This is a genomic window from Actinophytocola xinjiangensis, assembly GCF_001921215.1.
Lineage (GTDB): Bacteria > Actinomycetota > Actinomycetes > Mycobacteriales > Pseudonocardiaceae > Actinophytocola > Actinophytocola xinjiangensis.
This window is the reverse complement of sequence record NZ_MSIF01000031.1, coordinates 7,548-31,398: the sequence shown is the minus strand read 5'-3', so window position 1 is coordinate 31,398 and position 23,851 is coordinate 7,548. Positions and strand designations below refer to the sequence as shown.

The window sequence follows — 23,851 nt, the reverse complement described above, 5'->3', positions numbered from 1 at the left end:
ATGCCCGACCTGTCCCTCGGCCAGCAGACGCTGTGGTGGCTCTACCGGTTCGCCCCGGACAGCGCCGCCTACAACGACGCCGACGCCGTCCTCGTCGCACCGGGACTGGACCCCGCCGCGCTGCGCGACGCGGTGTCCGCGCTCGTCGCCCGGCACGGCCAACTCGGCTCGACGTTCGTCGACCGCGACGGCCGCCCGTGGCGGGTCCCCGGCCCGCCGGCCCGCCCGCCGCTGGTGGTCCGCGAGGTGCCGGGCACCGGCGACGACGCCCTGCACGAGCTGGTGCGGCGGGCGGCGGTCGAGCCGCTGGCGCTGGAGACCGAGGGCCCCTGCCGGTTCACGCTGTTCCGCCGCGAGAACGACGGCGTGCTGCTGCTGGTCAACCACCACCTGGCCTCCGACGCCATCTCCCAGGGCATCGTGTGGCGCGACCTGATGGCCGCCTACACCGCCGCACTCACCGGCACCGAGCCCGACTGGCCGCCGCTGAGCGCCACCTACGACGACTACCTCGCCCGGGAGACCGCGCTGGTCACCGGCCCCGGCGCCGACGCGCACGCCGCGTACTGGCGGGGGATCGCCGACGGGGCGGCCACACTCGCGCTGCCCACCGACCGCCCGCGCCCCGCCAGCCAGGGACTGCGTGGCGCCGCCCGTCACCGGACCGTCCCCGGCGAGCCGGTGCGCGTCGCCGCGGCAGCGGCCGGCGTCACCCCGTTCGCCGTGCTGACCGGCACCTTCCAGGCGCTGCTGCACCGCTACACCGGCGAGCCGGACTTCCTCATCGGCTGCCCGGTGAGCGTGCGGCGCACCCGCGCGCTGCGCGAGGTGGTCGGCTTCCTGGTCAACACGACCCTGCTGCGCGCCCGGTTCACCCAGGACACGACCTTCGCCGACGCGATGCGCGCCGCGCAGCGCTCACTGACCGCGTCCCTGCCGCACGCCGCCTACCCGTTCGCGCTGTACAACGACCGCCGGCCCGGTGGCGAGCCGCTGTACCGGGTGGCGATCACCATGGTCGGCGCCGCGCCGAGGACCGAGCAGACCTTTCTGCACCACCGGGTCCGGCCGGTCCCGGTGCCGCACCTGGCCGGGCAGTGCGACCTCAACGCACAGGTCATGCCGGCGCCCGGCGGCGCGCTGGAGCTGACCCTGCGCTACGACGTCGACCTGTTCGACGCCGCCACCGTCGACCGGCTGGCCGAGCACTTCCTGCTGCTGCTCGACACCGCCTGCACCAGCCCCGACACCCCGGTCGCGCGGGCCGCGCTGACCACGTCCGCCGAGCTGGACGCCCTGCTGGCCTACGGGATGTGACGGCCGTGCGCACGCTGGCTCCGACACCGCTGGGCATCCTGTCGACCGTCGGCAACACGCCGCTGGTCCGGCTGCACCGGCTCTACCCCGACCATCCCGTGTACGCGAAGGTCGAGCGGTTCAACCCCGGCGGCAGCGTCAAGGACCGCTCGGCCGTGGGCATGCTGGTCGAGCTGATCGAGTCGGGCCGGATCGTGCCGGGCCGCTCGGTCGTGGTGGAGTCCAGCTCCGGGAACCTGGCGGTGGGCATCGCGCAGGTGTGCGCCTATTTCGGCGTGCGGTTCGTGTGCGTGGTGGACGCCAAGACCACCCAGCAGAACCGGGCGGTGCTGCGGGCGCTGGGCGCGGAGATCGAGGTGGTGACCGCCCGCGACCCGGCCACCGGCGAGTACCTGCCGATGCGGCTGCGCCGCGTCCGGGAACTTGTCGAGTCCGACCCGGACGCGGTCAACCCCGACCAGTACCGCAACCCGCGCAACCCGGCGTCGATGGCGCGGGTGCTCGCCGAGATCACCGACGAGCTCGGCCCGGTCGACCACGTCTTCTGCGCCACCAGTACCTGCGGCACGCTGCGTGGCTGCGCCGAGTACGCCGCCGACCAGGGCCTGCCGACCCGGTTCGTCGCGGTGGACGCCCGGGGCAGCGCCATCTTCGGCGACGCCCCGGCCCGCCGGCTGATCCCGGGGCACGGCGCGTCGATCGTGCCGCCGCTGCACGGCGACGGGCTGGCCGACGAGGTCGTGCACGTGTCCGATCTGGACTGTGTGGTCGGCTGCCGGCGGCTGGTGGCCCGGGAGGCGATCCTCGCCGGCGGGTCCTCCGGCGCGGTGGTGACCGCGCTGGACCGCACCCTCGACCGGCTGCCGGCCGACGCCGTGCGGGTGGCGGTTCTCCCCGACGGCGGGGACCGCTACCTGGACACCATCTACTCCGACCGCTGGGTGACCCGGCACTTCGGCGAGGTCGCCCATCTGTGGAAGGACCTCGCAACCCACAACCCGAGGAGCGACAAGTGAGCACCGAACAGACCACCTACCGCGTGGTGCACAACGACGAGGAGCAGTACTCGATCTGGTGGGCCGACCGGGACCTGCCGGCCGGCTGGCACGCCGAGGGCACCGAGGGCAGCCGCGAGCAGTGCCTCGCGCACATCGCCGAGGTGTGGACCGACCTGCGTCCGCGTTCGCTGCGCGAGCGCATGGCCGCCACCGAGGCCTGAGCGGGAGACCACCATGAACGCGTCCGTCCCACTGCCCGCGTCGATCGCCCGGCAGGCAGCCGCCACCCCGCACGCGCCGGCCCTGCTGGTCGGCAACGAGCGGCTCCGCTACGCCGACCTCGAGGACCGGGCCAACCGGCTCGCCCACCACCTGCGCACGCTCGGCGCGGGGCCGGAGTCGCTGGTCGGGGTGTGCCTGGCCAGGGGCTTCGACCTGGTGGTCGCGCTGTTGGCGGTGTGGCGGACGGGCGCGGCCTACGTGCCGCTCGACCCCGCCCACCCGTCGCGGCGCCGCGCCTGGATCCTCGGCGACACCCGCGCCCGGCTGGTGGTCACCGCCGAACGGCTCGCCACCGACCTGCCGCCGGAGGTGACGCCGGTGTGCGTGGACTCCGACCTGCCGGCGATCATGGCCTGCCCGGCGACCGCGCCGGAGGTCGACCTCGACCCCGACTCGGCGGCCTACGTCATCCACACGTCCGGTTCGACCGGGCAGCCCAAGGGCGTGGTGATCACCCACCGGGGCATCGGCAACCGGGTCGACTGGACGGTGCGCACGCACGGTCTCGGCCCGGCCGACCGGGTGTTGCAGAAGACCACCATCGGCTTCGACGCCGCCGGCTGGGAGATCTTCGCGCCGCTGGTGTCCGGGGGCGCGGTGGTGCTCGCCCCGCCGGGTGCCGAACACGACCCGGCGCTGGTCGTGGCGTCGGTCATCGAGCACGGCGTGACCGTGTTGCAGGGCGTGCCCTCGGTGCTGGGTCTGGTCGCCGAGGAGGCCGACTGGCCGTCGTGCTCGACGCTGCGGCTGGTGTTCTCGGCCGGCGAGCCGCTGCACGGCGCGCTGTGCCGGAAGCTGGCCGCGGCCGGGTCGGTGACCGTGTGGAACACCTACGGCCCGACCGAGTGCTCGATCGACGTCACCGCGCACGAGGTCACCGACCTGGCGGTGGACGCGGTGCCGATCGGCCGGCCGCTGTCCGGGCTGCGGGTCCTGGTGCTGGACGCGCGGGGCCTGCCGGTCCCGCCGGGGGTGCTGGGGGAGCTGTACGTGGGCGGCGAGGGTGTCGGGCGCGGCTACCTGGGGCGCCCGGACCTGACCGCCGAGCGGTTCGTGCCCGACCCGTACGGGCCGCCGGGCGGGCGGCTCTACCGCACCGGCGACCTGGTGCGCTGGCGCGCGGACCGGACCCTGGAGTTCGCCGGGCGGGCCGACGACCAGCTCAAGATCAACGGGGTGCGGATCGAGCCGGCGGAGATCGAGGCCGTGCTGGTCACCCACCCGCAGGTGCGCGGCGCGGCCGTGGTGCCGGTGGCCGACGCGGCCGGTGGGCGGCAGCTGGCCGGCTACGTCACCTCCGGCGCGGCGCCGACGCCGGAGTCGCTGCGGGCCTTCCTGGCCCAGCGGCTGCCGCAGCCGCTGGTGCCGGCCGCGTTCGTCGTGCTCGACGAGTTCCCGTTGACCTCCAACGGAAAGATCGACCGTGGCGCGCTGCCGCCGGTCGAGACCACGGTGTCGCGGCGGATCGCCCCGGCCACGCCGGCGCAGCGCGCGGTCGCCGAGATCTGGCGGGACCTGCTCGGGGTCGCCGAGGTCGGCACGGCCGACGACTTCTTCCAGCTCGGCGGCTCGTCGCTGGGCCTGGCGCGGCTGGCCAACCGGCTCGGCACGCTGCGCGGGGCCCCGGTCCCGCTGCGCACCCTGCTGGACGCCACGACCCTGGCCGCGCAGGCCGCGCTGGTCGAACCGGCCGGTGCCACCGGCGGGATCCCGGTCGCGCCCCGGCCGGGGCCGCTGCCGCTGTCGTTCGCCCAGCGGCGCCACTGGTTCCTCGACCGGCTGCGTCCGGCCAGCGCCGAGTGGGTGACACCGGTGTTCGTCCGGCTGCCCTCGGTCGGGGTGGAGGTGCTGGCGGACGCGCTGCGCGCGGTGGAGTCGCGCCACGAGCCGCTGCGCACCCGCTACGGCGTCGACGCGCGGACCGGCGAGCCGCACCAGACGGTGTTCCCGCCGGCCGAGGTCGACCTGCGGGTGGTGGCCGCCGAGGACCCGACCGGGCCGTTCGCCGAGCAGTTGGCGCGCGGGTTCGACCTGGCCGGCGGGCCGCTGTGGCGGGCGCTGGCGGTGACCGGCGGGCCGGACCTGCTGGTGCTGATCACCGTGCACCACATCGCCTCCGACGCGCGGACCGCCGAGCTGCTGGAGTCGGACCTGCGCGAGTTCTGCGCGGCGTTCGCCGCCGGCCGCCCGCCGGCCCTGGCCGAGCTGACCGTGCAGTACGCCGACTTCGCGGCCTGGCAGCGGGCGCGGGCCACCGAGGAGGCCGACCTCGCCCACTGGAGGTCCACACTGGATGGTCTGGTTCCGTTGGCGCTGCCGACCGACCGGCCGCGCCCGGCCGTGCGCGACCCGCACGGCAGCGGCGTGCCGCTCACCCTGCCCGCCGAGGCCACCTCGGCCGTGCTGGCCAGGGGTCGCGAGCAGGGCGCCACCCCGTTCGTGACGCTGCTGACCGCCTACGCCGTGCTGCTGGCCCGCTACACCGGCGGCTGGGACGTGCCGGTAGGCGCCCCGGCGATGGGCCGCACCCTGCCCGGGACCGAGAACATGGTCGGGGCGTTCCTCAACCCGGTCGTGCTGCGCTGCGTGCTCGACCCGGACGTCACGTTCGACGAGGCGCTGCGCCGGGTGCGCGAGGTCGTGCTGGCCGCGCTGGCCCACCAGGACCTGCCCTTCGACCGGGTCGTCGAGGAACTGGTGGCCGAACGCGACCAGTCCCGGACCCCGTTGTTCCAGGCGGAGTTCAACCTCCAGGAGTCCACTCCGGACGCCGTGGCGCTGGCCGCGTTCCAGCGGGCGAGCGCGATCACCAAGACCGACCTGACGTTGTTCGCCTGGGCCGGTGAGGACGGCCGGGTGACCGGCGCCCTCGAGTACGCCACCACGCTGTTCGAGCACGCGTCGGTCGAGCGGATGGCCGCCTGCTTCGGGCGGCTGCTGGCCGCGATCGCCGCCACCCCGGACGCCCCGCTGGCCGAGCTGGACCTGCTCGGCGACGAGCCGGCCGACGACCGGTGGAATGACCCGGTCGCGCCGCCGGCCACCGCGACCGTGCTGGACGCGTTCGAGACCCAACGCGCCGCCACGCCCGACGCGCTGGCCGTGCGCCGGGGTGACGACCGGCGCAGCTACGCCGAACTCGACGACTACGCCGCCAGGATCGCCGGCCAGCTGGCGTCGGCCGGGGTCCGTCCCGGCGACACCGTCGCCGTGCTGCTGGACCGGTCGGTCGAGCTGGTCGCGGCGCTGCTGGGGGTGTGGAAGGCCGGCGCGGCGTACGTGCCGCTCGACCCGGCGCACCCGGCGGGGCGGCTGCGTGACATGTGCGCCACGGCCGGTGTGCGCACGGTCGTCACCGGCGCGCGCTACGCCGACTGGTTCGACACCGAGACCCTGCTGCTGGTCGACACCCACCGGCTGCTGGTCGCCGGCGGCACGCTGGCCACCCGGCCCCGCCCGGCCGACCCCGGCGAGCTGGCGTACGTGATCTTCACGTCGGGTTCGACCGGGCGCCCCAAGGGTGTTCAGGTGACCCATGCCGGGTTGGCCAATCATGTGGCGTGGGCGGCGGAGGCGTTGGCGGGCAGCGGCTCCGGTGGTTCGGCGCTGTTCTCGTCGGTGGCCTTCGACCTGGTGGTGCCCAACCTGTGGGCGCCGCTGGTCACCGGCCAGCCGGTGACGATCGTCGACGGCGACCCGGCCGGTCTTGGCGCGGCCGTCGCCGAGGGCGGGCCCTACAGCTTCCTCAAGCTCACTCCCGGACACCTGGAACTGCTGGGCCACCAGCTCGACGACGAGACGGCCGCGTCGCTGGCCGAGGTGGTCGTGGTCGCCGGGGAGGCGCTGCCCGGCGAGCTGGCCGACCACTGGCTGCGGCTGCTCGGACCCGGTCGGCTGATCAACGAGTACGGCCCGACCGAGGCCTCGGTCGGCACCTGCGTGTACCCGGTGGACATCGAGCACGGCCGGTCGACCGTCCCGATCGGCTGGCCGCTGCCGAACCTGACGATGCACGTCCTGGACGAGCGGATGCGCCCGGTGCCCATCGGTGTGGTCGGCGAGCTGTACGTCGGCGGCACCGGCGTCGCGCGCGGGTACGCCGGGCGCCCCGACCTGACCGCCGAACGGTTCGTGCCGGGACCCGACGGCTCCCGCCGCTACCGCACCGGCGACCTGGTGCGCCGCCGCGCCGACGGGGCCGTGGAGTTCGTCGGGCGGGCCGACGACCAGGTCAAGATCCGTGGCTACCGGATCGAGCCGGGCGAGGTCCGGGCCGTGCTCGACGAGCACCCCGCCGTGGCGGCCTGCGCGGTGGTCAGCGACGGGCAGCGGCTGGTGGCGGCCGTCGTCGGTGAGGTCTCGGAACTGGCCGCGCACTGCGCCGCCCGGCTGCCCGACTACCTGCTGCCGGTGATCGTCGCGGTGCCGGAGATCCCGTTGACCCTCAACGGAAAGCTCGACCGGGCGCGGATCGCCGCGCTGGCCGCCGACGCCCCGGCCCGGGAGGTGCTGGCGCCGCGTGACCCGGTCGAGGAGCGGATCAGCGCGCTGTGGACCGACCTGCTCGGCGTGACCGTCGGCGTCCGGGAGGACTTCTTCGCCGCCGGTGGCCACTCCATCCTCGCCGTGCGCCTGCTCGGCCGCCTCCAGCAGGAGTTCGACCTCGACCTGCCGATCCGGCTGATCTTCGACCGGCCGACGGTCGAGGGCCTGGCCGGTGAGCTGCGCCGGCTGATCGCCGACGAGGTCGCCGGCCTGAGCCCGGCCGAACTGTCCGACCTCATCTCCGGGGAGCTGCCAGCATGACCGCGACTCAGGACCAGGCGCTGCGCGCGGAACTGCTGCGCCGCCGGCTCTCCGGCGCGGCCGGGGGACGCCGCCGGGGGCTGCCGGCCGCCGACCGCGACCAGCCGCTGCCGCTGTCCCACGGCCAGCGGCAGATGTGGTTCCTCAACCGGCTCGACCCGGCCAGCGGCGAGTACCTGGTGCCGGTGCCGCTGCGGCTGCGCGGTCGGCTCGATGCCGAGGCGCTGGGCGCGGCCTGGGACGCGCTGGTGGCCCGCCACGAGATCCTGCGCACCCGCTACACCCTCGACGGCGTCACGCCCGTGCAGGTCATCGACCCGCCGGGCCCGGCCGGCGTGCCACTGACCGACCTGTCCGCGCTCACCGGGGACGCGCGGGCGGCGGCGGTCGCGGCGGCCGTCACCGAGGAGTCGATGACCGGGATCGACCTGGCCACCGCACCGCCGTGGCGGACCCGGCTGCTGCGCCTGGCGCCCGAGGACCACCTGTTGGTGGTCGTGGTGCACCACGTGGCGTTCGACGCCTGGTCGGCCGGGGTGCTGGTGTCGGAGCTGGGGGCGCTGTACGCGGGCGCGACGCTGCCGGCGCCGGTGCAGTACGCCGACTACGCGGCCTGGCAGCGCGGCCGCGACGACGAGCTGGCGGGGGCGCTGGCCTACTGGCGGGAGCGGCTGGCCGGGATCGAGCCGCTGGAGCCGCCGACCGACCGGCCGCGCGCGGGCGCCAGGGACTGGCGCGGCGCGTCGGTCCCGTTCGACCTGGGCGCCGAGTACTCCGCCGGGGTGCGCCGACTGGCCACCGCCGCCCGCACCACCGGGTTCGTCACGATGCTGGCGGTGTTCCAGGCGGTGCTGGCGCGGTTCACCGGCACCGTGGACGTCCCCGTCGGCACGGTGGTCTCCGCCCGCACCCGCCCGGAGCTGCGGGACATGATCGGCTACGGGATCAACAACCTGGTGCTGCGCGGTGATCTCGACGGCGACCCGAGGTTCAGCGCCCTGCTGGCCGCCACCCGTACCGCCACGCTCGACGCGTTCGAGCACCAGGACGTGCCCTTCGCCCGGCTGGTCGACGAGCTGGCGCCCGAACGCGACCCGTCGCGCACCCCGCTGTACCAGGTGTGCCTGCTCTGGCACGAGGACCGCCCGCCGGTGACCTGGCCCGGTGACCTGACCGTCGAGCCGGTCGTCGGCGACACCGTGGTGTCCAAAGTGGACCTGACGTTGCATGTGGTGGAGTCGCCCGACGGGGTGCTGCGCGGCCGGCTGGAGTACGCCACCGCGCTGTTCGACGAGGCCACCGCCGCCCGCCTGGCCGGCTACCTGGTCCGCGCGGTCGCCGCCGCCACCACCGACCCCGACGCCCGGATCCACGACTGGCCGCTGTTCGACGCCGCCGAACTGGCCCGACTGGTCGCCCCGGCCGCCGCCACCGAACCGGTGACCCGGTGCCTGCACGAGGAGTTCGCCCGCGTCGCCGCCGCCACGCCGGACGCGGTCGCGGTCGTCTCCGGTGACCACACCCTGACCTACGCCGAGCTGGACGCGCGGTCCTCGGCCATCGCCGGCCACCTCGTCGCGCTCGGCGCCGGACCGGACACGCTGGTCGGCGTGTGCCTGGACCGGGGCCCCGACCTGGTGCCGGCCCTGCTCGGCGTGCTCAGATCGGGCGCCGGCTACCTGCCGCTGGACCCGTCGGCGCCGGCCGGGCGGATCGCGTTCATGATCGCCGACGCCGGTGCCGGGATCGTGCTCACCGCCCCCGGACAACGGCCGCTGCTCGACGGTGTTTCCGCCGAGATCCGCGACGTCCGCGACCTCACCACCGGGCCCGCCGTGGCCCCGGTGCCGCTCTCGCCGGAGAACCTGGCCTACGTCATCTACACCTCGGGGTCCACCGGCACCCCCAAGGGCGTGTGCGTGACCCACGCCAACGTGGCCCGGCTGCTGGCCGTCGCCCAGCGGCACTACGGGTTCGGCCCGGCCGACGTGTGGCCGCTGTTCCACTCGTTCGCCTTCGACGTGTCGGTGTGGGAACTGTGGGGCGCGCTGTGCCACGGCGGCCGGCTGGTCGTCGTGCCGGCCGAGACCGCGCGCTCACCGGAGGACTTCCTGGACCTGCTGGTCGAGCAGCGGGTGACCGTGCTCAACCAGACCCCCACGGCGTTCCGTGGCCTGGTGCGCCTGGCCGCCGACGGCGACCCCCGCATCACCGACCTCGCGGTGCGGGTGGTGGTCTTCGCCGGCGAGCGCCTGGAGTTCGGTGAACTGGCACCGTGGCTCGCGCGCAGCGACGCCCGGCTGGGCAACATGTACGGGATCACCGAGACCACCGTGCACACCACCTTCCACGAGGTGTCCGCCGGGGACGTGGCGAACCCGGCCGGCAACCCCATCGGCCGGCCGCTGGCCGACCTGCGGGTGTATCTGCTCGACCGCCACGGCCGCCCGGCGCCCACCGGGACCCCCGGCGAGATCCACGTCGGCGGCCCCGGCGTCACCCGGGGCTACCTCGGCCGGCCGGAGCTGACCGCGCAACGGTTCGTGCCCGACCCGTTCGGCCCGCCCGGCTCCCGGCTCTACCGCAGCGGTGACCTGGCCCGCCGGCTGCCCGACGGCACCCTGGAGTTCGTCGGCCGCGCCGACCAGCAGGTCAAGATCCGGGGCTACCGCGTGGAACCCGGCGAGATCGAGGCCGCGTTGAGCGCCCTGCCCGGCATCCGCGAGGCCGTCGTCGTCGTCCGCGAGGAGCGGCTGGTGGCCTACGCGGTGTCCGACGGGCCACAGCGGCCAGGCGAGCTGCGGACCGCGCTGGCCAGGACGCTGCCGGCGTACATGATCCCCTCGGCGTTCGTCCCGCTGACGAGGATCCCGTTGACCACCAACGGAAAGCTCGACCGGCGGGCGCTGCCCTCCCCGGAGCGGGGCGCGCTGGCCGCGACCCGCGAGCACGTCGCGCCGCGCACGGTCACCGAGGAGCGGGTGGCCGCGCTGTGGGCCAGCACCCTTGGCCTGGCGCGGGTGGGCGTCGAGGACGGGTTCTTCGACCTGGGCGGCGACTCGATCCTGGCCGTGGGGCTGGCCGGGGCGTTGCGCGCCAACGGGTTCGACGTCGCGGTCCGCGACCTGTTCGAGTACCGCACGGTCGCCGCGCTCGCCGGCCGGCTCGACGGCCGTCCGGCCCCGGCCGCCGGGTACACCCCGGTCGAGCCGTTCGCGCTGATCACCGCCGCCGACCGGGCGGCGCTGCCCGACGGGGTCGTGGACGCCTACCCGGTGTCCGGGTTGCAGCGGGGCATGGTCGCCGAGATGCTGGCCGACGAGACCCGTAACCACTACCACAACAGCACCTCGTTCCGGATCGCCGGCGGCGCGCCACTGGACCCGGCCGCGCTTCGCCGGGCGGCGCAGCTGGTGACCCGGCACGACGTGCTGCGCACCTCGTTCGCGCTGACCGAGTACTCGCGCCCGCTGCAGTTGGTGCACGCCTCGGCGAGCCTGCCGGTGGACGTGCGTGACCTGTCCGGCAGGGACGGTGCGGCGGTGCGGACGGCGCTGCGGGCGTTCATGGACACCGAACGCGCCCGCCCGTTCGACCTCACCGCGCCGCCGCTGCTGCGCCTGACCGCGCACACCACCGACGACGGCTGGTGGCTGACGGTCACCGAGTGCCACGCCATCCTCGACGGCTGGAGCCACCACTCGCTGCTGATGGAACTGCTCGGCCACTACCGCACGCTTCTCGACGGGGACGAGCCCGTCGCCGACCTGCCGCCGGTGCGCTTCGCCGACTTCGTGGCCGCCGAGCTGTCCTCCGTGGACGACGGCGACGACCGCGAGTTCTGGCGCGGGGTGCTCGACACTCACTCCCGGTTCGGCCTGCCGCCGGCCTGGGCCGACCCGTCGGCCGCGCCGGAACCCGTGGTGCACTGGCTGTCGCTGCACGACCTGGAGCCCCGGCTGCGGGAGGTCGCGACCCGGCTGGCCGTGCCGCTGAAGTCGGTGCTGCTGGCCGCGCACCTCAAGGTCCTCAGCCAGCTCACCGACCAGGACCGGTTCACCACCGGGCTGGTGGCCAACGGCCGGGTCGAGGCGCCCGGCGCCGACCGCGTGTACGGCATGCACCTCAACACCGTGCCGATCGGCCACGACGCCACCGCCGCCACCTGGCGCGCGCTGATCACCGGCACGTTCGACCGGGAGATCGCGCTGTGGCCGCACCGGCGGTTCCCGCTGCCGGTCATCCAGCGCGAGCTGGGCGACGGGTCGCGGCTGCTGGACGTGCGGTTCAGCTACCACAACTTCCACCAGGTCGACACCGACGTCATCGACTACGACGAGACCATCGACGACAGCCCCACCGAGTTCCCGCTCGGCGTCTCGGCCAGGCTCGGTTTCCTCACCCTGACCGCCAACCCCCGCCACCTCGCCCCGGACCACCTCGCCCGGCTGGCCGCCGCCTACCGGGACGTCCTGGAGGCCATCGCGTCCGATGTGGACGGTGACGCGCGGGCCGTGCGGCTGGGCGCCGGGCACACCGCGCTGGTCCTGACCCGCTCCGAGCCGCCCGCCGCCGCGCTGTCGGGCACCGTGCTGGACGCCGTCGAGCGCCGCGCCGCCGCGCACCCGGACGCCGAGGCCGTCACCGGCACCACCTACGGCCGGCTCGACGCCCACGCCAACCAGGTCGCGCACGCGCTGCGCGAGCGGGGGGTCGGCGCCGGCTCGGTCGTGGGCGTGCTGCTCGACCGGGGCCCCGACCTGTTCGCCGCGCTGCTGGGCGTGTGGAAGGCCGGTGCCGCCTACCTGCCGATCGACCCGGCGACCCCCGGCGCGCGGATCGAGACCGTCCTGGCCGACGCGGGCGCCACGATCCTGCTCACCGAGAAGGACCTCGCCACCCGAGCCGCCGCGACCGTCGTCCTGGTCGCCGACGTCGACGGCCCCCGGACCGCGCCGCCGCGCACCACCACCCCCGACGAGCTGGCGTACGTGATCTTCACGTCGGGTTCGACCGGGCGCCCCAAGGGTGTTCAGGTGACCCACGCCGGCCTGGCCAATCATGTGGCGTGGGCGGCGGAGGCGTTGGCGGGCAGCGGGTCCGGTGGGTCGGCGTTGTTCTCGTCGGTGGCCTTCGACCTGGTGGTGCCCACCCTGTGGGCGCCGCTGGTCACCGGCCAGCGGGTGTTCCTCGCCCCGGCCGGCCTCGACCTCGCCGACCTGGGCGCCACGCTCGCCGCCGCCGGCCCGTTCAGCTTCCTCAAGCTCACCCCCGCCCACCTGGAGCTGCTGGGCCACCAGCTCGACGACCGGACCGCCGCGTCCCTGGCCGGGGTGGTCGTGGTCGCCGGCGAGGCCCTGACCGGTGAGCTGGCGCAGCGCTGGCTGCGCCTGCTCGGGCCCGGCCGGCTGATCAACGAGTACGGCCCCACCGAGGCCTCCGTCGGCACCACCGTCCTGCCGGTCGACGAACCGCCGGGGACCGCGGTGGTGCCGATCGGCCGGCCGCTGCCCGGCCTGACCGTGCGGGTCTTGGACGCGGCCGCGCGGCCGGTGCCGGTCGGCGTGGTCGGCGAGCTGTACGTCGGCGGGATCGGGGTGGCGCGCGGGTACGCCAGGCGCCCCGACCTGACCGCCGAACGGTTCGTGCCCGACCCGTACGGCCCGCCCGGCACCCGGCTGTACCGCACCGGGGACCAGGTCCGGCTGCGGGCCGACGGCGTCGTGGAGTTCGTCGGGCGGGCCGACGACCAGGTCAAGATCCGCGGCTACCGGGTCGAGCTGGGGGAGGTGGCGGCCGTGGTGGCCGCCGCGCCCGGGGTCGGCGAGGCCGTGGTGCTGGCCGCCGACGGCCAGCTCGTCGCCTACCACACCGGCACCGCGCCCGACCTCGCCGAGCACTGCGCCCGGCACCTGCCCGACTACATGCTCCCGGCCGGCTACGTCGAGCTGGCCGAGATCCCGTTGAACGCCAACGGAAAGGTCGACCGGCAGGCACTCGCCGGGCACCAGCCCCAGCGCAACGAGCAGGTGGCGCCGCGCACCGCCACCGAGGAGGCCATCGCCCAGGTGTGGCGGGTGACCCTGGAGCGGGACACGATCGGCGTGACCGACCGGTTCTTCGACGTCGGCGGCGACTCGCTGCGCGCCGTGGTGCTCGTCGGCCGGCTGCGCGCCGCCGGGTTCACCGTCGCGGTCCGCGACGTGCTCACCCACCAGACCATCGCCGGCCTCGCCGCCCTCGTCGGCACCGAGGAGCCCCAGGACCTCACCCAGCTGGTCGCGCCGTTCGCGCTGGTGTCCGACGCGGACCGGGCGGCGCTGCCCGCCGGCCTGGACGACGCCTACCCGGCGACCGCCGCACAGCTCGGCATGGCCGTGCGGATCCAGCTGCGGCCCGACGACGCGCCGTACCACATCGTGCGCTCGTTCCGGATCACCGCCGGGCCGCTGGACCTGCCCGCGCTGCGCGCCGCCGTCGCGGCCGTCACCGCCCGGCACGACACCCTGCGCACCTCGTTCGACCTGTCGCGCTACTCGGTGCCGTTGCAACTGGTGCACACCACCGCCGAGGTGACGGTGACCGAGCACCCGCCGGGCACGCACACCCGCGCGGTGGTCGCCGCCGAACGCGCCCGGCCCTTCGCCGTCGAGGCGACCGTGCCGCTGCTGCGGGTGGCCGTCCACCGCGAGGACACCGAGGTGTGGTGGCTGACGCTGACCATGAGCCACCTGGTCACCGGCGGCTGGGACCTCAACACCCTGCTCGCCGAGATCCTCGACCGCTACGCCGGGCGGGAACCCGCTGAGCGGGTGACGGCCCGCTACGCCGACCACGTCGCCGCCGAACTGGCCGCGCTGGACTCGGAGCAGGATCGGGAGTACTGGCGGCGCACCGTCGCGACCCACCAGCCGTTCACCCTGCCCGAGGCGTGGGGCGACCCGGCCGCCGAACCGTCACGCGCCGCCGTGCCCGTCCACGACCTGGACACCGATCTGCGTGCGCTGGCCACCGCCTGCCAGGCCTCACCCAAGGCCGTGCTGCACGCCGCGTTCCTCGCCGTGCTGAGCCGGCTGACGCCCGCCGACCGGTTCTACACCGGCCTGGTCTGCGACGCCCGCCCCGAGCTGCCTGACGCGCATCTGGTGCACGGCATGCACATCAACACCCTGCCCTTCGCCCACGCGCGGGGCGCGCGGACCTGGCGCGACCTCGTCCGTGCGGTGTTCGACGCCGAGGTGGAGCTGTGGCCCCACCGGCGCTACCCGCTGGCCGCCGTCGCGCGCCTGGGCGGGCTGGGCGAGAACCCGCTGTCGGTGGTGTTCGACTACACCGACTTCCGCCAGGTCGACCGGGACCGGGTGGACGTGGCGTCCACCGCCAGCCAGGGCGCCACCGAGTTCGGCCTCACGGCCGTGGCACGCGGCGGGTTCGTCCGGCTCACCGGCTCCGCGCCGGTGATCACCCAGGCCAACCTGGACGTGCTGGCGCGGATGTACCGCTCGGCGCTGACCGCGATGGCCGCCGACCCGGACGGCCCGGTCGCCATCCCGCTGCCCGACCGTGACCCGGCCGCCGCCCGCGCCACGGAACCGTTGGCGCACACCGCGTTCGAGCGGCACGCGGCCGCCACCCCGGACGCCGTCGCGCTCGACGGCGAGGTCCGGCTGACCTACGGCGAGCTGGACGCCGCCGCCAACGACCTCGCCCACCACCTCGCCGGGCGCGGTGCCCGGCCGGGCGAGCGGGTGGCGGTGTGCCTGGAGCGGTCGGCCGCGCAGGTCGTGGCGATGCTCGCGGTCCTCAAGTCCGGCGCCGCCCACGTGCCGCTGGACCCCGGCTACCCGCCGGGCCGGCTGGAGCGCCAACTGGCCGACGCCGACCCGGTCCTGGTGATCGCCGGCGACCCGGCCGGCGGGAAGACCGTGCTGGTCGACGCCGTGTGGCCCGGCCGGTCACCCGCCGGCCCGGCCCCGGCCCTCACCGGTGCGGACATCGCCTACGTCACCTACACCTCCGGGTCGACCGGCTCCCCCAAGGGCGTGCTGGTGCCCCACCGCGCGGTGGCCAACCGCACCGCGCACGTCGCCCCCACCCACTACCGCCTCGCCGGCCAGGACACCGCGCTGCTGCACCGCGCGGAGGTCGGGTTCGACGTCGCCGTCGGCGAGGTGCTGGCCGCGCTGTCGGCCGGCGCCCGCCTGGTGATCGCCCGCCCCGGCGGGCACCGCGACCCCGAGTACCTGCGGTCGCTGATCGCCGGCCACGCGGTCACGGCGGTGAACCTGGTGCCCACGATGCTGGCCGCGATGCTGGACACCGACCTGCCGCCGACCCTGCGCGCGGTCGTCGCCGGCGGCGAGGAACTGCCGATCGACCTGGCCCGGCGGTTCCGTGACCGGCTGCCCGGCGCGACGCTGGCCAACCTGTACGGGCCGACCGAGACCGCCATCGATGTCAGCGGCTGGGTGTGTACCGGCCTCGACGAGCTGACCCGGGTGCCGATCGGCGCCGCGTTCCCGAACGTGACCCTGCGGGTGCTCGACGCGGACTTGGCCGAGGTTCCCGCCGGGGTCCCCGGTGAGCTGTTCGTCGGCGGGATCGCCCTGGCCACCGGCTACCACGCCAACCCGGCACTGACCGCCGACCGGTTCGTGCCCGACCCGACCGGCGAGGGCACCCGCCTCTACCGCACCGGCGACCTCGCCGCCTGGCGCGCCGACGGCACCCTGGACTACCTCGGCCGGCGCGACGCCCAGATCAAGCTGCACGGCGTGCGGATCGAGCCCGGCGAGATCGAGGCAGCGCTGCGTGCCTGCGACGGCGTGACCGACGCGGTCGTGCGGGTGCGCGACGCCCGCCTGGTCGGCTACGTCGTCGCCGGAGGCCCGGTGGACCCGGTGGCGCTGCGCGACCGGCTCGCCGCCACCCTGCCCGAACGGCTCGTGCCATCGGCCTACGTGCCGATCCCGGCCGTGCCGCTGGACCCGCACGGCAAGGTCGACCGCGCCGCGCTGCCCGAGCCGACCTCCGCCGACCTCGCCACCGGCGGCTACGTCGAACCCGACGGCCCGCTGGAGACCGAGGTCGCGGCGATCTGGCGCACGGTGCTCGGCGTGGACCGGGTCGGCGCCACCGACAGCTTCTTCGACCTGGGCGGCGACTCCATGCGGGCCATCGCGCTGGTCGGCGCGCTGCGCTCGGCCGGGCACCGCACCTCCGTGCGTGACGTGTTCGCGCTGCGGACCGTGCGGGCACTGGCGCCCGCGCTGGAACCCGACACCGACGCGGTGAGCACCGTCGCGCCGTTCGCGCTGCTCGGCGCGGCCGACCGCGCGGCGCTGCCGCCCGGCCTGGACGACGCCTACCCGGCCGCCCGCACCCAGCTGGGCATGCTGGTCGAGCAGTTCGCCGACGACGACCGGGCCGCCTACCACAGCGTGCTGGCCCGGCAGGTCCTCGACGACCAGCCGCCGGCCGCCCACGCGCTGCGCGAGGCGGTGGCGATCCTGGTGGACCGGAACGACGTGCTGCGCACCTCGTTCCGGCTCACCGGGTTCTCCGAGCCGCTGCAACTGGTGCACGGCGGCGTCGAGCCCGACGTGCGCACCGGCACCGAACCGGTCGAGGACGTGGTGGCCGCCGAACGCGCGCTGCCGCTGGACAGCGGCAGCGCGCCGTTGCTGCGGGTGCGGGCCACCGCCACCGAGCCAGGCTCGTGGTGGCTGGTGGTGACCATCTCGCACGCGGTCACCGAGGGCTGGAGCACGAACCTGCTGCTGGGCGAGCTGCTCGCGCTCTACCGTGCGCTGGCCGCCGGCACGCCCGTGCCGGACGCCGAGCGGGTCCCGGTCCGCTACGCCGACTTCGTCGCCGGCGAGCGGGAATCCCTGGCCTCCCCGGCGGACCGCGCCTACTGGACCGAGCTGGTCGACACCCACCAGCGGTTCGAGCTGCCGCGCTGGGGCGACCCGTCGGCGCCGCCCAGCCCGCGCCGGGCGGTCGTCGAGTACACCGGCCTGGACGAGAAGCTGCGGGCCCTGGCCACCTCGGCCGGCGCGTCGGTCAAGTCGGTGCTGCTGGCCGCGCACCTCAAGGTCCTCAGCCAGCTGACCAACGAGACCCGGTTCCACACGGGGCTGGTCGTCGACGCCCGGCCGGAGCTGCCCGGTGCCGACCGCGCGCACGGCATGTTCCTCAACACGCTGCCCTTCGGGCACAACCGGGACGCGCGGACCTGGCGCGAGCTGGTGGCGTCGGTGTTCGACGCCGAGGTCGCGCTCTGGCCGCACCGCCGGTACCCGCTGGCCGCCGTGCAGGAACACGCCGGGCGCAACCTGATCGAGGTCGTGTTCAACTACCGCGACTTCACCGGCGCCGGCGACCGGAGCGCCGAGCGGTTCGCCGGTGGGCACGGTGAGGGCGCCACCGAGTTCGGTCTGCTGGTGCTGGCCGAGTCCGGCCGGCTGACGCTGTCCACCGACACCGGCCGGCTCGCCCCCGCCAACCTGGAGCGCCTGGCCGGGCTGTACCGGGCGGTGCTCGACGCGATGGCCGCCGACCCCGACGGCGACGCGCGGGCCGCCTGCCTGCCGCCGGCCGAGCTCGAACCGGCCGGTGCCGCCGAGCCGGACGCCCCGGTCACCGCCACGATCCCCGAGCTGGTCGGCCGGTGGGCGCGCGAGACCCCGGACGCGCTCGCCGTCGTCGCCGGGGACACCGAGCACACCTATGCCGAGCTGGACGCCGAGGCCAACCGGCTCGCCCGCCGGCTGCGTTCCCTCGGCGCCCGCCCGGAGACCGTGGTCGGGGTGTGCCTGGACCGGGGGCCCGAGCTGATGCCCGCGCTGCTGGGGGTGCTGCGCTCCGGCGCGGCCTACCTGCCGCTGGACCCGTCGCAGCCGGCCGAGCGGATCGGCTACATGCTCGGCGACGCCGCCGCGTCGGTCGTGGTCACCACGGCCGACCGGCTGCCGCTGCTCGACTCCTACACCGGCCCGGTCGTCGTCCTCGACCAGGACGATCTGTCCACAGAGGACAGTGCATCGCCGGAACTCGTTGGTACGCCGGACAACCTGGTGTACGTCATCTACACCTCCGGGTCGACCGGCCGGCCCAAGGGCGTGTGCCTGACCCACGCCAACGTCGTGCGGCTGTTCGACAGCGCGCGCGAGCACTACGCCTTCGACCAGACCGACGTGTGGGCGCTGTTCCACTCCTACGCCTTCGACGTGTCGGTCTGGGAGATGTGGGGCGCGCTGCTGCACGGCTCGACCCTGGTGGTGGTCCCGCCGCAGGTCGCGCGCGCCCCGCACGAGCTGCTGGACCTGTTGGTGGAGCGCGAGGTCACCCTGCTCAGCCACACCCCGTCGGCCTTCCGGGGCCTGGTCCGGCTGGCCGAGCAGGGCGACCCGCGAGTGCGCCGGCTGGCGCTGCGCGCGGTCGTGCTGGCCGGCGAACGGCTCGAACCCGCCGAGGTCGCGCCCTGGGTGACGCGCCTGGGCCTGGCCCGCACGGCGCTGGTCAACATGTACGGGATCACCGAGACCACCGTGTACTCGACCTACCACCGGCTCACCCGCGCCGACCTGGAACCCGGCGCCGGGTCCACCATCGGCCGCCCGCTGCCCGGGCTGGCGCTGGCGATCCTCGACGAGCACGGCAACCCCGTCCCGGCCGGGGTCATCGGCGAGATCCACCTCGCCGGGCACGGCGTCGGCCGGGGCTACCTCGGCCGCCCCGACCTCACCGCGCAACGGTTCGTGCCCGACCCGGCCGGCCCGCCCGGCGCGCGCCGCTACCGCACCGGCGACCTGGGCCGGCGCAACGCCGACGGCAGCGTCGAGTTCCTCGGCCGGATCGACGACCAGGTCAAGATCCGGGGTTACCGCGTGGAACTCGGCGAGATCGAGGCCGTACTCGGTGCCCAGCCCGGCGTGACGGCCAGCGCGGCGGCCGTACGCGGCGACGTCCTCGTCGGCTACGTCGTCGGCGACCACGGCGTCACCATCGACCCCGACGTGGTCCGGGCCGCGCTGCGGACCACGCTGCCGGAGTACATGGTGCCGCAGGTCGTGGTCAGGCTCGACGCGTTGCCGCTGTCCAACAGCGGCAAGCTCGACCGCCGCGCACTGCCGGCCCCCCAGGCCACCGCCCGGACCGTCGTCGCGCCGCGCACCCCGCTGGAACAGCGGATCGCACGGGTGTGGGCGCGGGTGCTGAACCTGCCGGAGGTCGGGGTCGACGACGGCTTCTTCGACATCGGCGGCCACTCCATCCGCGCGCTGACCCTCGTCGGCGCGCTGCGCGAGGAAGGCCTGGACGCCACCGTCCGCGACGTGTTCGACCTCGGCACCGTCGCCGGAATGGCCGGCGCGCTGGCCGGCCGGGGCGCCCCGGAACCCGAGGCCCCGGCCGTCGAACCGTTCGCGCTGATCTCCCCGGCCGACCGCGCCCTGGTACCCGGCGGGATCGTCGACGCCTACCCGCTCACCCAGGTCCAGCTGGGCATGCTGGTGGAGCTGCTGGCCGACGACCAGCGACGCAACTACCACAACGTGTCCGCGCTGCGGATCCGCGACGACGACCGGTTCGACCCGGCGGCACTGCGCGGCGCGGTCGCCGCCGTCACCGCCCGGCACGACCTGGCCCGCACCTCGGTCGACCTGCGCACGTTCTCCGTGCCGATGCAGCTGGTGCACGAGCGGGTCACCGTCCCGGTCACCATGGCCGACCTGCGCCACCTCGACGACACCGCCCGGCGCGCCGCGCTGGCCGACCACGTGGCCGCCGAGCACGCCGACGTGATCGACCCGACGGACGCGCCGATGCTGCGGGTCTCCGTGCACCTGGAGTCGGACACCACCTGGTGGCTGGGCCTGACCTTCTGCCACGTCGCGGTGGAGGGCTGGAGCCTGCACGCGGTCGTGATGGAGATCCTCGCCGCCTACCGCGAGCTGCGTTTCGGCGGCGCGCTCGGCGCCTACGAGCCGCCGCCGATCCGCTTCGCCGACCTCGTCGCCGGGGAACTGGCGGCACTGCGCGACGAGGACCAGCGCGCCTACTGGACGCGCACGGTCACCGAGCACGCGCCGCTGCGCCTGCCGGCCGCCTGGCGCGGTGCGGGGGAGCGGGAGACCTTCACCACCAGGGTGTTCCTGCCCGACCTCGAACCGGCCCTGCGCGCACTGGCCTCGGCCACCGCCACGTCCTACAAGGCCGTGCTGCACGCCGTGCACCTGACGGCGATGAGCCGGCTCACCGGCGAGCGCGCGTTCTTCGGTGGTCTGGTCAGCAACATCCGGCCCGACCGGCCGGGCGCGGAACGGGTGTGGAGCATGTCGCTCAACACCCTGCCCTTCGCCCACGACCGCACCGCCGGCACCTGGCGGGACCTGGTGCGCCAGGTGCACGCGCGGGAATCGCAGCTGTGGCCCCACCGCCGCTACCCGGCCCCGGCCATCACCCCGCCGGTGCGCGGCACCCGGCTGATCGACGTGTGCTTCAGCCACCTCGACTTCGACCAGGTCGTCGGCGAGTCCGTCGAGCTGGAGTCGGTGGTCGGCGCGAGCACCACCGAGTTCCCGCTGTCGGTGGCCACCGGTCCCGGCGTGATCCGGCTGCGCACCTCGACCGACGTGATGAGCCGCGCCGACGCCGAGCGCCTGGGCCGGCTCTACCGGTGCGTCGCCGAGGCGATGGCCGCCGACCCCGACAGCGACCCGCGCGCCGTGCCGCTGCCCGACGGCGACGGCGCCCCGCTGCTCGGCGCGCCCGCCCCGGTCGTGGCCCTGGTCCCCGACCGGATCGCCGGCTCCCCGGCGATGGCCGTCGGCGAGCTGACCCACGCCGCGCTGGGCGACCGCGCCGACCGGCTCGCCGGGCACCTCGCCGGGCTGGGCGTCGGGCCGGAGCGGACCGTCGGCGTGCTGCTCGACCGTGGACCCGATCTGGTGGTGACGCTGCTGGCGATCTGGCGGGCCGGCGGCGCGTACGTGCCGATCGACCCGGACTGCCCGGCCGCGCGCGTCGCCTCGATGCTGGCCGACGCCGGCGCCGAGGTCGCCGTCACCACCTCGGCGTACAGCGACCGGTTCGGCGAGGGTGTGCACCAGGTCCTGCTCGACCGCGACCTCCTCGGCGGCGACCCGCTGCCGCGCCGGACGATCGACCCGGACGCCCTGGCCTACGTCATCTTCACCTCCGGGTCGACCGGGCGGCCCAACGGCGTACAGGTCACCCACCGCGCCCTGGCCAACTACGTCGACTGGGCGGCCGGCGAACTGGTCACCGGCGACGGCGGCGCGCCGCTGTTCAGCTCGGTGGCCTTCGACCTGGTGGTCACCACGATCTGGGTGCCGCTGGTGCTCGGCCAGCGGCTGTGGCTGCTGCCCGGGCACGACACCCTGGCCGACCTCGGCGAGCGGCTGGCCGCCGCCGGTCCGTTCGGGTTCGTCAAGCTCACCCCCGGCCACCTCGACCTGCTGGCCGACCAGCTCACCGCCGAGCAGGCCGCCGGCCTCACCGCCACCCTGGTCGTCGGCGGCGAGGCGCTGACCCGGCGCACCGTCGAACGCTGGCGGGCGCTGGCCCCGAACACCGTGCTGGTCAACGAGTACGGCCCGACCGAGGCGACCGTCGCGGTCATCCGCCACCCCGTCACCGGCACCCCGGACGCCGACACCGCACCCATCGGCACCCCGATCACCGGCGTCCGCGCCCAGGTCCTCGACCCCGACCTGCGCCCGGTGCCCACCGGGGTGGTCGGCGAGCTGTACGTCGGCGGCGTCGCCCTGGCCCGCGGCTACGCCGGGAGACCGGCGCTCACCGCCGACCGGTTCCTGCCCGACCCGCACGGCCCCGCCGGCGCGCGGCTCTACCGCACCGGCGACCTCGCCCGGGTGCTCGCCGACGGGACCGTCGACCTGCTCGGCCGGGTCGACGACCAGGTCAAGATCCGCGGCCACCGCATCGAACTGGGCGAGATCCAGGCCGTGGTCGCCGAACACCCGGCGGTGACCGAGGCGCTCGTGCTCGTGCGGGGCGACCGGATCGTGGCCTACCACGTCGGCGCCGCGCCCGACCTCGCCGCGCACTGCGCCGCCCGGCTGCCCAGCTACCTGATGCCGGCGGCGTTCCTGGAGATCGACCGGATCCCGTTGAACGCCAACGGAAAGGTCGACCGGGGAGCGCTGCCCGACACCGGCCGCCAGGTCCGCCGCGCCGACCCGCCGCGGCCCGGCACCGAGCAGACCATCGCCGAGATCTGGGCGCGGCTGCTCGACCTGGAGCACGTCGACCGGCACGACCGGTTCATCGACCTGGGCGGGCACTCGCTGCTGGTGCCCAGAGTGGTCACCGAGGCCCGGCAGGCCGGGCTGGACCTCACCGTCGCCTCGGTGATGCGCGACCGCACCCTCGCCGACCTCGCCGCCACCCTGCGCCCGGCCACCTTCGGCACGGCGATCCCGTCGCCGGAGCGGACCATGGCCGACCACCGGGTGCCCGGCGTCGTCGCGGCCGTCCTCGACGGCGGCGAGATCGTCGACGAACGCGCCTACGGCGTGCTCACCCCCGGCGGCGACCCGGTCACCCCGGACACGCTGTTCCAGGTCGGGTCGGTCAGCAAGCACCTGACCGCGATCGGCGTGCTGGCCCTGGCCCAGGTCGGCGACCTCGACCTGGACGACGACGTCAACCGCTACCTGCGGACCTGGAAGGCGCCCGGCGTGATCACCGTGCGCCACCTGCTCGGGCACGTCTCCGGGCTCAGCGACATCGGCCGCCACGGCTACGACCGCGACGCCCCGCTGCCCACCCTGTCCGACACGCTCCACGGGCGACCGCCCTCGACCGACCCGGCGATCGTGGCCACCGACGAACCCGGCACCGTCGTGCACCAGTCCAACACCAACTACGCCGTGCTCCAGCAGCTGGTCACCGACCTGACCGGCAGCACGTTCCCGGACGTGCTGCGGGAACTCGTGCTCGCCCCGCTGGACATGACCCGCAGCGGGTTCGAGCTGAACTTCCCGGCGCTGGCCGGCGGCCCGGTCGCCCTGGGCCACGACACCGACGGTGTGCCGGTGCCCGGCGGCTGGCGGGTGCGGCCCGACCTGGCCGCCTCCGGGCTGTGGACCACCGCCGGCGACCTCGCCCTGGCGCTGCGCGAACTCCACCGCGGCTACCTCGGCCGGCCGTCGTCGGTGCTCGACCAGCGGCACGTGCGGCTGATGCTCACCCCGCACCCCGGCCACGTCGTCGCGCTCGGGGCCAACGCGGAACGGGTCGACGGGGACGTCGAGTTCGAGCACCGGGGCACCACCCCCGGCTACCGGGGCCTGACCTCGGGCGCGGCGGTCTCCGGGCGCGGGCTCGTCGTGCTGACCAACGGCCACGCCGGCAAGGCCGTCTTCGACTTCCTGTCCACCAACCTGCGCTGACCTGCG

Annotated in this window: 5 protein-coding genes; all 5 read left to right on the top strand. The window is 75.4% G+C overall.

The genetic code is table 11. The features are described 5' to 3' along the window. Genes BLA60_RS36890 through BLA60_RS36870 form a run of 5 tightly spaced genes read left to right on the top strand, consistent with a single transcriptional unit; the run spans nt 1 to nt 23,845 of the window. Nucleotides 1-1,317, top strand: a complete 1,317-nt coding sequence (locus BLA60_RS36890; RefSeq protein ID WP_075137723.1) for a condensation domain-containing protein — start codon at nt 1-3, stop codon at nt 1,315-1,317. A gap of 5 nt (nt 1,318-1,322) precedes the next feature. Then, complete coding sequence (sbnA, locus tag BLA60_RS36885) at nt 1,323-2,333, top strand: 2,3-diaminopropionate biosynthesis protein SbnA (RefSeq protein WP_245812421.1); 1,011 nt, start codon at nt 1,323-1,325, stop codon at nt 2,331-2,333. Continuing rightward, the gene (locus BLA60_RS36880) at nt 2,330-2,536 is read left to right on the top strand and encodes an MbtH family protein (protein ID WP_154814856.1); all 207 of its coding nucleotides are present in this window, start codon (nt 2,330-2,332) and stop codon (nt 2,534-2,536) included. Before sbnA ends, BLA60_RS36880 begins: the two co-directional genes overlap by 4 nt. Before the next feature lie 13 nt (nt 2,537-2,549). After that, nucleotides 2,550-7,403 (top strand): non-ribosomal peptide synthetase, encoded by a 4,854-nt coding sequence (locus tag BLA60_RS36875; protein WP_075137721.1) that lies wholly within the window; start codon nt 2,550-2,552, stop codon nt 7,401-7,403. Further along, nucleotides 7,400-23,845, top strand: a complete 16,446-nt coding sequence (locus tag BLA60_RS36870) for a non-ribosomal peptide synthetase (RefSeq protein WP_075137720.1) — start codon at nt 7,400-7,402, stop codon at nt 23,843-23,845. Before BLA60_RS36875 ends, BLA60_RS36870 begins: the two co-directional genes overlap by 4 nt. The last annotated feature ends 6 nt before the right edge of the window (nt 23,846-23,851 follow it).